The following is a 16023-nucleotide window of genomic DNA, read 5'->3' as shown; positions in this document are numbered from 1 at the left end:
AAGCTGTGACCGCAACCAACACGAATCTGCTCGTCCGCCCCGCCACCGAAGCCGACGCCGGACCGCTGATCGGCGTCCTCGCTGAGGCGTTCCACGAAGGCGCCGTCGCCGACTGGCTGATCCCCGACCCGACCGACCGCCGAACCGTCTACTACCGGTACTTCACCGATGCCTTCCACCACGGCCTGACGCACGGGCAGGTCTACACGACGGGCGATCAGACGGCGGTGGCCATCTGGTACCCCCGTCTCGAACGCACCTCGACCGATACCCGGGAACGGCTGGAGTCGCTGGAGGCCATCGCGGGCGTGTACGCGCCGAGGTTCGTGCTGCTGGAGGAGATGTTCGACGCCTTCCACCCCGACGACCCGCACCACTACCTCGCCTACCTCGCCGTCGACCCGGCACGGCAGAACCGCGGTATCGGCGCCGCCCTGCTCGCCGACCAGCACCGTCGCCTCGACGACCTCGGTCTGCCGGCGTACCTGGAAGCCACGACCATGCGCAACCGGCGGCTCTACCTGCGCCATGGCTACACCGCCGGCCCCACCATCGTGCTCCCCACCGGCGGGCCCATCATCTGGCGAATGTGGCGCGGCGCCCCCACCAGCAGCGGCCGGACCCCGTTCCCCCGCAGCACGCCACGCAGGCGGGCACTGTGACCGCCCCCGCCGTGACCGCGCCACCCATCCGGCCCGCGCAGCCCGGCGACGTCGCCACCATCGCCGCGCTGCTCACCGACGCCGTCGCCGCTGATCCGGTCGCACACTGGCTGGTACCGGACCTGGTCGAGCGGCAACACATCTTCCACGCGCTGCTCGCCATGGAGGTCGACCACGCCGTCGAATGGGGGCACGTCGATGTCACGGTCGACATGACCGCCGTCGCCGTCTGGCGGCACCACCCCGCACCGCAGGCGCCACCGCTGTCCGACTACCACCTGAGCACCTTCACCGGCCGACACCTAACCCGCTTCCAGCACCTGTACACCCTGGTCCGCCGATACCGCACCGCCGCCGCACACCATTGGCTGGCCTGGCTGCACGTCACCCCCCACGCCCGCCACCGCGGCATCGGTCAGGCGCTGCTCGCCCACCATCACCAGCGGATCGACCAGCTCGGCTACCCGGTCGACACCATCGCCACCGCCACGGTCCGGAACCACCTGACCAGACACGGCTACCGCGCAGGCACCCCGCTGCGCCTCATCGACGGTCCACCGCTGTGGCCCCTACGTCGCGCCGGCCGACCGGTTCCGCTCACCGCGGTGACCGGCTGAACCGCCACCTCGACAACCGGCCCCCGAGGGTTGCCTCAACGACGCGACAGCCCTCGGGTCCGCGCCAATTCCGCTGCAAGGACACCGCACACCCATGCTCCGCTTGACCGCGCCGGCCCCCTGCTACCGATCCCGCAGGGGCGGTAGCAGGGGGCAAGCTCGGCGGGCAGGGCGTCCGCGGTGCGCGGTGGCGGACAGGCATGCACCTGGCGATGCAGGCGCCCGTCACCGCCGACCTCGTCGTACCGCTACTCGGGTCCAAAATCCCCGGCGCGCAGGGCTACGCTCAGGGGTCCGGCAGTTCCTGCGGCGACGCGTTCGGCACGGCCGGAACATCGGGCGCACCTTCATGGCCCTCACCCAGGAGATGCGGGAGAACGTTGCCGGTCAGCGGCTCATCGCCGTCTGTCGGCGTACGGGGTCCGCCACAGAGAGGTACGCGCCGACCTACGGTATCCGCATACCCACTTCCAAGAGCCCTGTCGCGTGCGGGCCGCCCTGCCGCCAGGCGACCCCACCGTCTCCGCTCGGCTATCCGCGATCCGACCAAAACGAACAGAGCGGCCGGGGCCGTGCGTACGCGAGGCTTGGGCGTGATCAGCTTTGCGGGGGAGGAGTAGCCAGGCATCCGGCGGTGACCTTCCTGCCTTACCTGTGTGTGACGTTCTACTATGGAACGGATACGGACATCACAACTTGTCGATTGATGCGCTGCTGTCGCCACGGATCGGTCTCGGCTGTGGAGGTGGAGATGGACCTCGTGTCAGCTACTGTCCTCGCGGCGCTGGCCAGCGGTGCAGGTGGAGAGATGGGCCGGCAGGCCTGGGCGGCCCTCACATCGTTGGTGCGCAGCCGGCGTCGCGCTACCGACAGCGGGGATCTGTCGGCCCTGTCGACGGGGGAGCAGGAACTGGACGAGCTCGAGGCGGCGCCAGCGGACTCGGAGGCTGCCGCCCGATTGGCTGCGGTGCTGCGCCGCCGCGCTGAAGCGGACGAAGAGTTCGCCGCCGACCTGACGAAGCTGCTGGCCCCGGTTACGCCAGACTTCTCGCAGGTGAACAACGTCATCAGTGGCACAGTCTCAGGTACTGCCATCCAAGGCCGAGACTTTCACGGGCCGATAACGTTCACCTGACCAGCATGGTCGGTGACGCGAATAGTGGGCCAGTAATGGCTGGGCAGTCCTCGGGCTGAGGCACTGGGGCATGACCGGGGAGCGCACAACGCGCCTCGCTGCCGACCCTGGCGCTCAATCATCCAGCGCAAGACCTGATCCGGCTCGTCCGCCGCCGACGAACCTCGTCCCATCCGGAGTGCGGGGTTGCGCCTAGATGTACCCGTCCATAAGGGTAACGACACGGACCAATCGGCATTGATCCCTGCGATACGTCGATCGCGGTGACCTATGTTTGGTGGTTGCTGCGCTGCTGATACGCCGCCGTAGCGCCCAGGAGGAGGTCAGGTGAGATCTTCACGGCCGTTTCTCCTGGTAGGACGTTCGTCAACTCACCCTCGGTGGCATCGTCCAACCGGAGGCCCTGAACCACGATATCGCCGTCTTCGGCAATGTAGATGGTGGGACAACTGCTGGACGACTCGCCATACAACAGCCTTAGCTTCATCAATCGCCCCTGCTGCGCTCGTCGTTGCCTTCAAACGTGTGCGAGATAGCCAGTATCCGGCACATCACGCTACGTAGTCAAGGCTTAGGGTGTTCACGTTGGTCGATCAAGGGTGGCTCTGACCTGCGGCAACGCTGGTTGCCGGCGCAACTCGCCGCTGGTGCGAGTCCTCAGCCGCCGTACCTGCGCGAGACTCATTTGGCTTCACACGTGACAACCAAATCAGTGCCACCACTTCTGCCAGCACACGTGCATCGGCTGTAGGTAAAGCGTTAAGTTTGACGACCACAGGTGTCGACCTCTGATCGATCGGACATGCCATGACGCGCATGCGTGTGGCCTACGCTGGCCATGACTTCTTCTCATCCTGCCTGGAGCTATTGGCGCAGCGTGCCGACCTCGATCTCGTCGTGATTTTCAGCGACGGCCCCGGGGGCCAACCCACCGACAATGTCCGCGCAATCGCTGCCGCCCAGAACACGCCCGTCCGGACTGGACGGTGGTCGACCGAGCAGATCGAGGCCTTCAACACCCTGAACGTTGACCTGCTGGTCTGTGCGGCGTACATGTACCGCATTCCGGTCGAACGCCTTGATGTCAGCTATGCGGTCAATGTCCATCCAACGCTGTTGCCCTACGGCCGCGGTCCCAACCCGCTGGCCTACCTCACATTCGAACACCCTGACCTCAACGGGATCACCATTCACGAGATGACCCCCGAGCTCGACCAAGGGCCCATCCTGCTCCAAGAGCCCTTCGACCGCGACAACGACGACGGTTTCGACGAGACGTTCCTCAAACTCTGGGCGTACGCGCCCCGCGCACTACAACGCCTCATCGACGACATCGATCACTACTTCCAACACAAGCGTGACCAAGGCGCCGGATCGTACTGGCCCGAACCACCCGAGGCTGAACGCACCCTGCACGCCGCCACCGCCACCGTCGCCGACGCCCAGCGTCTGCAGGCGCGATTCGGTCACCTCGGCTTCGTGCTATATCCGGCCGACGCGCCGCCCCTGCAGGTACGCAGCCTGACCGCATCACGCTGCCAGCATCAGTACCCACCCGGCCGCCTCGCCGCGAAACTGCACCACGGTTGGATCGTCGCGGTCTCCGACGGTCTCGTGCACATCCACCCCGCGCAGCCACGAACCTGAAGCGCAAGGGAGGACATCGCCGTGCACGACACACCACCCGAGCCATCCGAGCAGACCCGATCAGTGCTCTACGGCGCCGCCCGCGACGTCGTACAGGCCCGCCAAGTCAGCGGCGGAGTCCACTTCCACAGCGCACAATCCGCAGGACCCACCCCACGCCTGCTCCCACCCGGCGTACCCGACTTCGTCAACCGCACCGACGACCTGCAGCACCTCACCGCCGCGTTGGCCGCCACCACTGACGCACGCACACCCAGCGCCATCGTCGTCATCGCCGGCACCGCCGGCGTCGGTAAGACCTCCCTCGCCCTGCACTGGGCACACCAGGTCCGCGACCAGTTCCCCCACGGCCAGCTCTACGCCAACCTGCGCGGTTACGACCCCGGCCAACCCGCACGGCCACACGACATCCTCGAACGGTTCCTCCGCGCGCTCGGTGTACCCCACGACGACATTCCCGCCGACACCGACACCCGCACCGACCTCTACCGCTCCCTGCTGGCAGAACGCCGCGTCCTCATCGTCTTGGACAACGCCGCGACCGTGACCGACCTACGGCCCCTCCTGCCGGGCACCGGCGAATGTCTGACCCTCATCACCAGCCGCAGCAGACTGTCCGCACTCGTCGCCCGCGACGGCGCACGCCGCCTCACCCTCGATGTCCTCGCCGACCCCGACGCCGTCACACTGCTGCAAATCACCACCGACGGCTACCGCCGCGGCGACGACCCGCAGGAGCTCACCGAACTTGCCCGACTCTGCGCCCGGCTCCCACTGGCCCTGCGCATCGCCGCCGAACGCGCCTCCCGCTATCCCCAGCACACCCTCAGCGACCTGATCCAAGACCTCCGCGACGAATCCGGCCTCTGGGAACTGCTCGCCACCGGCGACGACGACGAAACCAGCCGAGTCCGCAGCGTATTCGCCTGGTCCTACCAGGCACTGCCCGCCGACGCCGCAGGCCTGTTCCGCCTGCTAGGCCTGCACCCGGGCGCCGACTTCTGCACCAACGCCGCCGCAGCCCTGGCGGCGCAGAGCCCCAACCGCACCCGCAGCATCCTCGACGTCCTCGTCGGCGCCCACCTGATCGAGCAACAAGCCCGCGACCGGTACCAGTTCCACGACCTGCTGCGCGCCTACGCCGCAGATCAGGTACAGCACGACGAACCCGCCGAATCCCGCACCAGGGCACTGCTACGAGTCATCTCCTGGTACCTGCACAGCGCCGACAACGCCATCGCCGCCAGCGACTACGGCCGCCGACGCTTCGAGCTGGAAGCACTACCCGATGGCGTGACTGCCGCATCATTCACCACCCACGAAGACGCCCTCACCTGGTACGAGGCAGAACGGAGCAACCTCGTCGCCGCCACCCGCGCCGCCCACACCGCCGGCCTGCACCAGCACGCATGGCAACTACCCGCCCTCCTGCACCACATCTACAACTTCCGCCATCCCTTCCACGAATGGTTCACCACCACCGAGATAGGACTCGCCTCCGCCCGCGCCATCAACGACCGACGAGCCGAAGCGCTCCTTCTCCACAGCCTCGGCAAGGCATACACCCAGGCCAACCGCCACCACGAAGGCCTCGAGCACCTCCGGCAAGCCATCGCCCTGCACGAGCACACCGCAAACCCGGCCGACGAAGCCGAAACCCTGTGCGGCGCCGGCCTGGCCTGCCTACGCCTGCGCCGCCTCGAAGAAGCCCTGGAACTGCTCCACCGAGCCCTCACCATCGCCCGGCAACTCCGCGACCGCCATCAGGAAGCCTTCGCAACCCACCTGATCGGCTGGGCCCTGCTCGAACTCGACCAACCGGCCCAGGCCCTGCAGCACAGCCAGACCGCAGCCGAGACAATGCGCCAACTCGGCAACCGCGCATCGGAAATAGACGTCCTCGTCAAACAATGCGACATCCTGCGTCAACTCGGCCGTCTCGACGAGGCCCGCACCGTCGCGCAGCAAACTCTGACCGTCGCCTCCGACACCGACGACCCCGTCATCACCGCCGCCGCCTACATCGAGCTGGGCAGGATCCACCAGGACCTCCACGAGCCAGAAGAAGCCCTCGCCGCCTACCAGCGCGCCACCGTCCTCCAACGCCGCCTCGGCAACCGGGGTCGCGAAGCCACCGCACTCGACGCCACCGGACTGGCCTACCACCAACTCGGCCGGTACGCCGAAGCCGCCGAGTTCCACCTCCACGCCGCAACGATGCAGCGTGAACTCGCCGACCCCTGGCTGCAGGCGATCGCGTTGACCCACCTCGGCGACGCTCTCCACGCCGCCGGCCGCACACCAGAGGCCACCGAGTCCTGGAACGACGCACACCACCTGCTGCGCCCATTCGACGACCCCGCCGCCCGAAAGCTTCGCAACCACCTCTCGGCCGCGATGACGACGAGCTGAACAATCCGTCCCGCCGGTGCTCGGCACCTCGCCCTGCGCCCGTGCTCGCACAGCAACGCGTACACGGCGCGCCGGCGACCGCACGCACCCTTCACGTCGACGTGCAGCTCATCCCGGCGACGCCCCAGAATCCACCGGCCTGTCCAGCCCGGGGGGAGACCAGCCCGACCACTGCTGACTGTAGTTACGGCATGACGTGAATGTGATCCTCATGTTTGACTGTCGGGTATGCGAGCGGGGCAGGCGCGGCTGGCGATCGATTGTGGAAGCGCCACGACGACCGCGGTCCTGGCCTGGCCGGACGGGTCCTGGTCACCGCTGCTGTTCGACGGCGAGCCGGCGTTGCCCAGCGCGGTGCTGGTGGCTGGTGATGGGTCGGTGGTGACGGGGCAGCGGGCGTGGCAGGCGGCCACCGCCGAGCCGCAGCGGTTCATACCCCGGCCCCGGCGCCCCGCCGACGAGCAGGTGACCGTGGCCAACATGCAGGTCACACCCGCGGACCTGGTGGCGGCAACCCTGCGGCGAGTCATGGATGAGGCCCGGGCGGTGGCCGGCGGGCCGGTGGAGGATGTGCGGCTGGTGGTGCCGGCGGGGTGGGGGCCGCGCAGGCGGACGTGGCTGCGGCAGGCCGCCCACCGCGCCGGCCTGGCGCAGCCACGCCTGGTGGAGGCGCCGGTGGCGGTGGCCTGCGACGCCCTCGCCTCGGGTGTGCAGCTGCCGGTGGGGTCGGTGGTCGTGGTGTGTGACCTGGGCGCCGGCGTCGAGGTGAGTGTGCTGCGGCGCGGCCCGGCCGGGTTCGAGGTCCTGTCGACCCTCGCCGACCCCGACGCCGGTGGTGACGCCATCGACGCCGCGTTGACCGCCACCCTGCTCCCCGACGGCGGGCTGCCGGCGGGGGATGGGTGGGCGCTGACGGCGAGCCTGCGCACAGCGAAACACGCCCTGGTGGGACATGCGGCGGTGGCGGTGCCGGTGCCCTCGGGACCGGCGGTGGTGCTCAACCACACGGCGGTAGAGCAGGCCGCCCGCCCGGTCCTGGTGAGGGCGGCGGGTGTGGTGCGGGAGGCGGTCGACGCCGCCGAGGTGGACGCGGCCACTGTCGCCGGGCTGTGGTGTGTGGGCGGTACGGCGCAGATGCCGCTGGTGGCCGATGTCATGGCGGCCGAGACCGGGCTGAGGCCGATGTTGGTGCCGGATCCGCTGCTCGCGGCGGCCCGTGGCGCGGCCGACGCCGGCGGCCTGGCCACCGACCAGAGCACGCCGGTGGTGGGGGAGCCGCTGCCGACGTTGTGGCGGGCGGTCGCGGTCGCGGTGCCCGGGTTCGCGTCGCTGGCGCTGGTGTCTCACGCGCTGCTCACTGCGGAGTGGAACTCGGGGCTGTTGAGGCCGTGGGCGTTCATGAACTGGGGTGAGGTGGCGATGGCGTCGGTGTTCGCCGTGATCGCCTGCCTGGCCGCCGGCACCGTCCTCGGTTCGTCGCTGGCGACGCGTACCGATAGTGGGGTGCCGCTGTCGCCGGCCGCGCAGGTCGCCACCGGCATTCTCACCTCGGCGTGGCTCGGTGTGGCCGTCGTCGGCATGTACGCGGTGGTGGGTTCCCAGTACATCGGCACCGAGCTGGGGGCGTTCCTGCGGTGGACCCTGGTGCCGGTTGTGCCGATCCTGCTGGTGGCGATGGTGCTGGCGCTGATCGCGTTCCGTCAGTGGCGTACCCCGCGGGGCGGCTGGTCGGAGTTCCTCGCGTTTCCTGTCTCGTCGACGCTGACGGCCACGGTGGGGATGATCTTGGTCCAGTGGTCGCTGCCCGCGACCTATTCGCCCGGCATGGAGGTGTGGCTGGGGCTCGGGAGTCGTCTCGGTGGGCTGCTGATCGGGTTCGGGGTGATCACCGCGTTGGTGTCCGGGTGGTGGTTGCGGCTGGTGATGGGTGTCCCGTTCGCGATCCTCACCGCCACCCTGGTCGGCCGGTACAACACCGGGACCGTGGCCGGCCTCTACGTCGTGGCCGTCACGGTGTGGTGGCTGGCTCGCCTGTGGACCCGCATCCTCTACACGGCGCCCACCCAGGCCCGCCGCACCCTTGTCCCACCCGGCCCACCACGTTCGTAGTGCGCACGCCGGTAGGGGGTGAGGAGAGAATGCGGTGGCCGCGGCACGTCGCGTCGCTGCTGCTGACCGCCGTCCTGCTGGTGGGTCCGCCGATCCTGCTGGTACGGATGGTGGGCTGGCCGTCGGTCGACTCACCGCGGGTGGCGCTGTGGCAGTGGGTCCGTGACCCTTTGACTGAACAGAACCTGATTCTGCTGCTGGTGGGGCTGGCCTGGCTGCTGTGGGCCTTCGTCGCCTACCTCGTCACCGCCGCGACCGCGACCCGTGTGTGGGCCGGCGTGCGGTGGCTGCGCCGCCTTCCGCTGCCCACCCCGTGGCAGGCCACCGCCACCGGCGTGGCCGGCGCCGCCGCCCTGACCATCGCCACCCCCACCACCCCCGAGGCCAGCCACCAGGGGACAACCACCACCACTGGCACCGACCACGACACCGTCGAACAGGCCGACACCACCGACGGGGTCGCCGTGCCCGGCGGGTGGCTGCCCCGCGACGTCGCCGAGCAGGTGAGCGCCGCGGCCGGGCTGGTGTGGCTGCGACGCCGCCGCGCCTACCGCCCCACCCGCCCACACCGCCACACCGAGGACGCGGAGGACCTGGCGCCGCTCCCGGCCACCGTCGCCGCCATCGAGTCCGCCATCGGCAGCCGACCCCCACCACCGGCACCCGCCCCGGCCGCATCGCTGCCGCCGATCGGATTCCCACCCGCCGGGGTCGGGCTGACCGGCCCGGGAGCGCGGGACGCCGCCCGCGGACTGCTGATCACCGCACTCCTCGCCGCCATGCGGCAGAACACGGTGGAGCTGGTGATCACCCGCCGCGCCGTGGACATGCTGCTCGGACCAGCCGCCCCGCACCTGCAGGCCAGGGCAGGGCTGCGGATCATCGACACCGCCGCACACGCCACGACCCTGCCGGCCGACGCCACGCCAGCCCCGCCAGACGGTGCCGAAGGTGGCCGGCGGGTGCTGATCCTCGACGAGCCGCCCCCGAGCAGCCTCGCCACCAGCGGGACGACAGTCGTGCTGACGGCATGGCCGCACGCGACGACGTGGCACGTCGAGGCCGACGGCCACACCCACGCCTCCGACATGGCAACCGCCGGCCCGCGGGTATGTGTGCTCGATGCCGTCGCCACCACGGACCTGCTCACCGTCACCGGCCACCTGCACCCACCGACACCCGACACCCCCACACAACCCCAGCCGCAGGTGCGGGTACCGCGCCCCACAGCCCCACACCACGACACCATCCACCCCGACAAGCGGATGCTGGTGCGGGTCCTGGGTGAACCGGCACTGCTCGTCGACGGCACGGCCCTGACGGTGCGGCGCACCGCCGCCCGGCAGGCTCTGGTCTTCCTCGCCGTGCACCCCGACGGGGTCGACAGCCATCTCATGGCCGAAGCCCTCTGGCCCGGACTACCCGGCCAGCGGCTCACCGGACGCCTCTACACCACCCTCAGCGAACTCCGCACCGCCGCGCGCACCACCGGCCTGCCCATCATCGACCGCACGGGCGACCGCTACCGTCTGCACCCTGACCACGTCGAGGTCGACCTGTGGCAGTTCCACCGTGCGGTCGACCGCGCCGCCGCCATCCTCACCGACCCCTCCACCGCCTGGCAGGCCGTCGTCGACGCCTACACCGGCGACCTCGCCGCCGGACACACCTGGGCATGGCTCGATCCGCACCGCGAAATCATCCGCCGCCACGTCCTCGACGCCTACGCCGCCCTCGCCGCCGCCGCACCTGATCCCCGCCAGGCACTGGCCTACCTACAGGACGGCATCCGCGTCGACCCGTACAACGCCGACCTGCACCACCGCGCCGCTAGCATCCTCGCCAGCCTGGGTGAGCACATCGCCGCCGCCGACCTGACCGACCGGTACACGCGGCGACTCGCCACCGCCGGTCTCACTGCCGAGGACGCGCTCATACGCGGCGGCACCTGACCGCCAGCTCGGTCCCGCACCGCAATACCGTCCCGAATGGCATCTGGCCGGGCCTCATCCGACCGACCGGGCGCGGTGAAAGCAGGTGGGGCGGCTGCCGGCGTGGTCGCCGCATCACGGTGCTCGGGCCCGTTGTCAGCAACCGCGACCGGCCCTCAGCGGCGAGGCCCATATGGGCGGCACCGGGTCTGACCTGCGGTTGTAAGGTTGTGTTAGACGGTGTGAGGTGCTGTGAGACCCGCACCCGGCCTCAACCGCCCGCCTTTCTCCTACGTTCGGTGTCACGACCGCATCGGTCGCCACGGATGAACGACGCAGGGGGAGGGGAGCGTGAAACCACCGGTCTCGACAGCGGGGGTCGCCGCGGTCGTGCTCGCGGCGGCGCCACTCGTGCTGCTGTATCTGGCAGGCTGGCCGACGCCCACGATGCCATCTGACAGCCAGCTGCGGGCGTGGCTGCACCAGCCCCTGACCACCGGGTTCCTCACCACACTGCTGCAGACCAGCGCCTGGCTGCTCTGGGCCATGCTCGCCACCGCCATCGCCCGCCGCGTACACACGGCCCTCACGGCTCGGCTGCGATGGCGGATCGCGCTGCGCATGCCGGGACCGATGCAGGGCCTCGCGGCCGCGCTCCTCGGCGCCACCGCCGTCACCTCCACCGCGCTACCCGCCGCCGCGCACACCACCGCCACGACCGACACGACGCCCGACAGCCCGCCAGGTGAGGACTCCCTCGCCCCGCGGTCCGACGCCGACCTGTCCACCTCGGACCGCCTCGGCGCGGGCGGGACATCACCAGCGAACACCGGCCACGGTGCCGGTGACAACGCTGGTGGTCCGGAGATCACCGCTCGACGCGGCACGTCCATCTCCGCCAGCGCTGCCCGCCCGGCGAGCGGAGCACCGGCGGCGACGCGGCCGACGGACAGCCACCGGGACAGAGCAGCGTCCGGGCAGACCTACACCTGCATAGTGGAGCGCGGAGACAGCCTCTCAAAGATCGCCAAAGAGTGGCTCGGCGACCCCAACAGGTGGCCCGAGATCTTCGCCCTCAACCGAGGCACCCACTTCCGCGATGTCGGTGGCACGCTCACCAACCCCAACCTCATCTACCCCGGCTGGACCCTGCACCTACCCGACGACGCCACACCACCGGCCACCGCGCAACCGCGAACCCCGCCAGCACCCACCCCGCCACGCACACCGAACCAGACACCCACAGCGACCCCACCACCCGCCTCCACCGCCACACCAGACACCGCGCCACCCGCCCCGCAGTCCACGACAGCGCCATCAACGCCGGCCACCCCCGACCCCGACTCCGTGGTCGAACGTCCGCCAGCCACCACGCCGTCTGCCGCTGCCACCTCCCTGACGAGCACACCGGCCCCGAGCAGCACCACACCGGCCGCCTCCCCGTCCGAGGACCGGCCGAACAACGACACCCACGGGGTCAGCCTTCCCGGAGGTTGGGCACCCATCGGACTGGCAACAGCGCTGGCCGCCGCAGCATCCGTGGTCTGGCTGCGACGCCGCAGCCGCTACAACCCCATCACCGATCCCGACCCCGCCCACGATCCGACCCTGCAACCGCTGCCCGCCGTCATCAGCCGGCTACGCCGAGCGGCCCGCGAGCAGGCACCCGACCTGGTCACCCCACCCGCCCCGCAGCCCACCGTCCGCGACATCGCCGAAGGCACCCCACCGACACCAACCCCGACCGGCCCGTCCGGCCTACAACTCGCCGGCCTGCCAGAGCATCCCGCCGACGGACTCGGGCTCACCGGAGCAGGCGGACCCGACGCAATCCGCGCAATGCTCGTCGCCACCCTGTCCTCCGGCAGCCCCGACGACCCCGACGCCCGCGGCCACATCGTCATCCCCGCCACCGCGCTGGCCGACCTGCTCGACGGCAACGCCATCACCAACCTCGTCGGCGTCATCCCCCGACTCCACGTCACCGCCAGCCTCGACCACGCTCTCGCCCACATCGAAGCCCAGATCATCCACCGCACCCGCGCCGTCACCGACGCCGACGTCACCAACCTCGACGACCTCCACCAAGCCGACCCGCACCACGAACCGCTCCCACCGCTCATCCTGATCACCGACGTGCCGGACACCGCGATCCGAGCCCGGCTCTGCACCGCCCTGCACCTCGGCCACCCCCTCGGCATCACCGCCCTCATCGCCGGCGACTGGCCCCCCGGCACCACCCTCACCGTCGCCCCGGACGGCACCACCACACACAAGGACACCCAACCAGGACCCCAACTGGCCGTCCTGGACAGCGACACCACTTTGCAACTGCTCACCGTCCTCACAGAGGCACACACCGGCGACCCCGCCAACCCACCACCCCCATCGAATCCCCAACAGGCACAGACCGCTCCTGCGGCGGGAACCGGAGCCGCCACCGACCTCGCAGCGCCCGTCACCGCTGACACCAACACCAACCAGGCGGACCTTGCCCGCCAGCCGCCGACCGCCAGCCCCGAGCCGGTGAAACCCGCGGCGAACCGTACCCAGCCGAAGGTCCGCGTCCAGATCCTCGGCAACCCCGCGATCCTCGGCGCCGACGGAACCCCGGTAACGGGCGTCCGACGGGCCAGCTACGAACTGCTCACCTACCTCGCGGTCCACCGCGACGGCGCCGACATCACCGACATCGAAGTCGCCATGACCCCAGACGCCACACCCCGCCGCGCCCGCGACCGCCTCTCCACCAACGTCGCCAACCTCCGCAACCGGCTCACCACCGCCGCCGGACTCAACCCAGGCGACAACACCCACACCTTCAAACCGGTGGTCAACCCCGGCGGCCGCTACTACCTCGACCCCAACCTCCTCGACATCGACTGGTGGCGAGTCCTCGACGCCACCAGCCGCGCCGGACACACCACCGACCGACAAGCCCAACGGGAAGCACTCGAAGAAGCCGTCAACAACTGGGGCGGCCTGCTCCACCACGACTACGAATGGTCCGACGGCCCCCAACACACCTGCCGACAAGTCGGCGTCAACATCCACGCCCGCCTCGCCGTCCTGGTCGCCGACACAGATCCCGCCCGCGCCCGCAACCTCCTCGACACGGCATGCACCATCGACCCCATCAACGAGGAAATCGCCCGCCTCGCGATGACCGCCCACAGCCAGACCGGCAACACCACAGCCGTGCGAACGCGACTCACCGCACTCACCCAGGCGCTACACACGATCGACGAGGAACCGTCCGAGGAAACCCACCGACTGGCCCGCCGCCTGCTGCACCCCACCTCACCACGAACGGACAAACGGTCGACGTAGCTCGGGACCCGCATCCGGCGGGCGCGCAGCACCAACAGCTGGTGTCGGAATACGCGTTCCCGTGCGAAGCCAGGTACGCCCGACGTACACAGGGCGGGATGTCCGCCACTTCGGCTCCGTCGGCGACTGCGGACGCAGCGGCCTCCCTCCGCAGCTCACGCTGGGCTATCAAGTAGACCCGAGTCGATGCGCTCGGATCGCGGCTATGAGTGGACGTTGACTTGATCGGGTGGGCAGGCCGGCTGTTGTCAGAGCGTTCGGCGCTACCGGCCTGCCGCTGGCTGCCGTTCGTGCGTGACAGCGGCCAATACGATGAAGGAGTGACCGAGTCCTCGCGCCCTGCGAAGAAGCCGTGGTTGCCGCCCCGTTGGTTCATTCGGCTGTTCTGGTCGGCTCATCGGGGTGTGTTCCGGCGTTCCGGCGGCCGGGTCGGACTGTCGCGTCCGCGCGGCAACCGGTACGGGATGCTGCGCCTGACCACCGTCGGGCGTCGCACCGGCCAGCAGCGCAGTGTGATCCTCGGGTACTTCGAGGACGACGGGAATCTGGTCTCGCTGGCCATGAACGGGTGGGGGGAGCCCGAGCCTGCCTGGTGGCTCAATCTGCAGGCGCATCCGGACGCGACCGTTGACTTGGTCGACGGGCCGCGGCCGGTGCGCGGGCATGCTGCGACCGGCGACGAACGGTCGCGGCTGTGGGCCCGCTGGCGTGAGATCGACAAGAACCTCGATGGCTACGCTGCACGGCGGTCATCCGAAACCGCGGTGGTCGTCCTGGTGCCCCGGCCTGGCTCGTCTGAGGCGTCGCGGGGCACCTGATCGACTGGCTCTTGCTGGATGGGCTGATCAATCACGTGGTCATGGACGTGGATACCAGCGACCGACGCACACCGCCGCCTCCAGCGACGAGCGCTTTCGCGGCATGACAGTACGTCCGATGGGTGGCCGAGCGGCTGGTGGGGGTCAGAGTCCGGCGGGGTGGCTTGACAGCCATTGGCGATGACGGTCACGTAGGACGTCGCGTTGCGCGGTGTTCGCCAGCAGTACGTCCGCGCCACCGTCGTAGGGCGCGTAGAGCCAGGCCAGATCAGGCGGCGCGATGATCACATGAGCGATCCGGTCGTCAGCGACTTCACGAAGCAGTCGATCGAGGCGACCGGGCTTCCAGGCGACGCGGTTGACGTAGGTGTGGGCGAAGGCAAGTTCGGGATCGAGGTCTGGCCAGGACAGCACCGACCAGCATTCACCGTCCGGTAGCAGATCGTGCACGATGGGCGTTCGACGTCGGGGCACTGGCGTGAACGCTACTTCCAGCGTGATCACGAGCAGGCCGGTGGTGTCGCCGCGAAGTTCATCGAGAACGGTGTTGTGCCGGCGCAGGATGGTGCCGTATTCGGACTCGCTGTCGGCGTAGCGCTTTGAATCAGGCAGGCTGTGGAATCGCACCCAGTGGTCATCCAGCCGCTTGAGGTGATGGCTGATGGGTGCGACCTGCGGCCAACGGGTCTCCCAGACCTTCTGCAGACGATGCCCGTCAGCGCCTGGTGGGGGCCACACTCGGACCTCGCCGGGCGGTACCGACTGCCGGCCCGACAGGACCACCTCCCGCAAGGCGATCACGTAGGGATCGTCGCTCGGTGCTTCCGGGGCGGCGTCGAAGACCACGATCAGCGGATCGTCGTCCCACTCCCAGCCCTGGATCTCACGCCAGATCCGCAGGTTCGGATGCTCGACCTCGCGGCATGCCTCGGTCGGCGCCAACATGCCGATCGCCTCCGCAAGCTGCGCCTGCCCCAGCCGCACCGAGCCGCTGCCACCACGCCACCCCGTGACCGTGGCCAGCACTGCAGCCGCTAGCACGTCCTCACGCGCGTTGACCCGCACGAACCCGATCTCCCGCTCCAAAACGACGAAGCCGATGGTCCCGTCCAAGCTGTGCTCGATGACGCGAGGAATGAAGCCGACGCCCTGCAGCACCGGCCTCTGCCAGCCCAGACCCTGCTCACATCGCACCAGCGCTTCCTCGATCTCCCGAAGCGTCGACCACCTCTGCGACATGCCGAGATCATCCCAAACACGATGACCCCCGGCTGCTGACCCAAGCGCCGACAACCGTTCACCGGCTGCTGGCCGCCGCCGAGGGCCGGGGCGACAGCAATCGAAGGTGACCGACCACGCACG

10 protein-coding genes are annotated in these 16023 nt (G+C 69.7%); 9 read left to right on the top strand and 1 reads right to left on the bottom strand.

Annotated features, from left to right (window positions below):
- The first annotated feature begins 5 nt into the window (after positions 1-5).
- From O7597_RS00250 to O7597_RS00210, 9 genes are all read left to right on the top strand, one after another.
- Positions 6-662 carry a GNAT family N-acetyltransferase gene (locus O7597_RS00250; RefSeq protein ID WP_281581689.1) on the top strand — a complete coding sequence of 219 codons (657 nt, stop codon included), beginning with the start codon at positions 6-8 and terminating at the stop codon, positions 660-662.
- A complete protein-coding gene (locus tag O7597_RS00245; RefSeq protein ID WP_281581688.1) occupies positions 659-1279 on the top strand; it encodes a GNAT family N-acetyltransferase in 621 nt (206 codons plus the stop codon). Before O7597_RS00250 ends, O7597_RS00245 begins: the two co-directional genes overlap by 4 nt.
- A gap of 634 nt (positions 1280-1913) precedes the next feature.
- Complete coding sequence (locus O7597_RS00240) at positions 1914-2414, top strand: hypothetical protein (protein ID WP_281581687.1); 501 nt, start codon at positions 1914-1916, stop codon at positions 2412-2414.
- Positions 2415-3221: 807 nt separating this feature from the next.
- Complete coding sequence (locus O7597_RS00235) at positions 3222-4061, top strand: formyltransferase family protein (RefSeq protein WP_281581686.1); 840 nt, start codon at positions 3222-3224, stop codon at positions 4059-4061.
- A gap of 21 nt (positions 4062-4082) precedes the next feature.
- Positions 4083-6473 (top strand): tetratricopeptide repeat protein, encoded by a 2391-nt coding sequence (locus O7597_RS00230; RefSeq protein ID WP_281581685.1) that lies wholly within the window; start codon positions 4083-4085, stop codon positions 6471-6473.
- A 228-nt stretch (positions 6474-6701) separates the two neighbouring features.
- Complete coding sequence (locus O7597_RS00225; RefSeq protein ID WP_281581684.1) at positions 6702-8582, top strand: Hsp70 family protein; 1881 nt, start codon at positions 6702-6704, stop codon at positions 8580-8582.
- A gap of 29 nt (positions 8583-8611) precedes the next feature.
- Positions 8612-10534 (top strand): hypothetical protein, encoded by a 1923-nt coding sequence (locus tag O7597_RS00220; RefSeq protein ID WP_281581683.1) that lies wholly within the window; start codon positions 8612-8614, stop codon positions 10532-10534.
- A 330-nt stretch (positions 10535-10864) separates the two neighbouring features.
- Positions 10865-13843, top strand: coding sequence for a BTAD domain-containing putative transcriptional regulator (locus O7597_RS00215; RefSeq protein ID WP_281581682.1), 2979 nt, complete (start codon positions 10865-10867; stop codon positions 13841-13843).
- A 320-nt stretch (positions 13844-14163) separates the two neighbouring features.
- A complete protein-coding gene (locus O7597_RS00210) occupies positions 14164-14661 on the top strand; it encodes a nitroreductase/quinone reductase family protein (RefSeq protein WP_281581671.1) in 498 nt (165 codons plus the stop codon).
- 144 nt (positions 14662-14805) lie between these two features.
- Here the strand turns inward: O7597_RS00210 and O7597_RS00205 are convergent, their stop codons facing one another.
- The gene (locus O7597_RS00205; RefSeq protein WP_281581670.1) at positions 14806-15900 is read right to left on the bottom strand and encodes a hypothetical protein; all 1095 of its coding nucleotides are present in this window, start codon (positions 15898-15900) and stop codon (positions 14806-14808) included.
- Positions 15901-16023: the final 123 nt, after the last annotated feature.

The sequence above is a fragment of the Verrucosispora sp. WMMC514 genome (genome assembly GCF_027497295.1).
Lineage (GTDB): Bacteria > Actinomycetota > Actinomycetes > Mycobacteriales > Micromonosporaceae > Micromonospora > Micromonospora palythoicola.
Note: the sequence above shows the minus strand (reverse complement) of the source record. Positions and strands in the feature narration are given on the sequence as shown.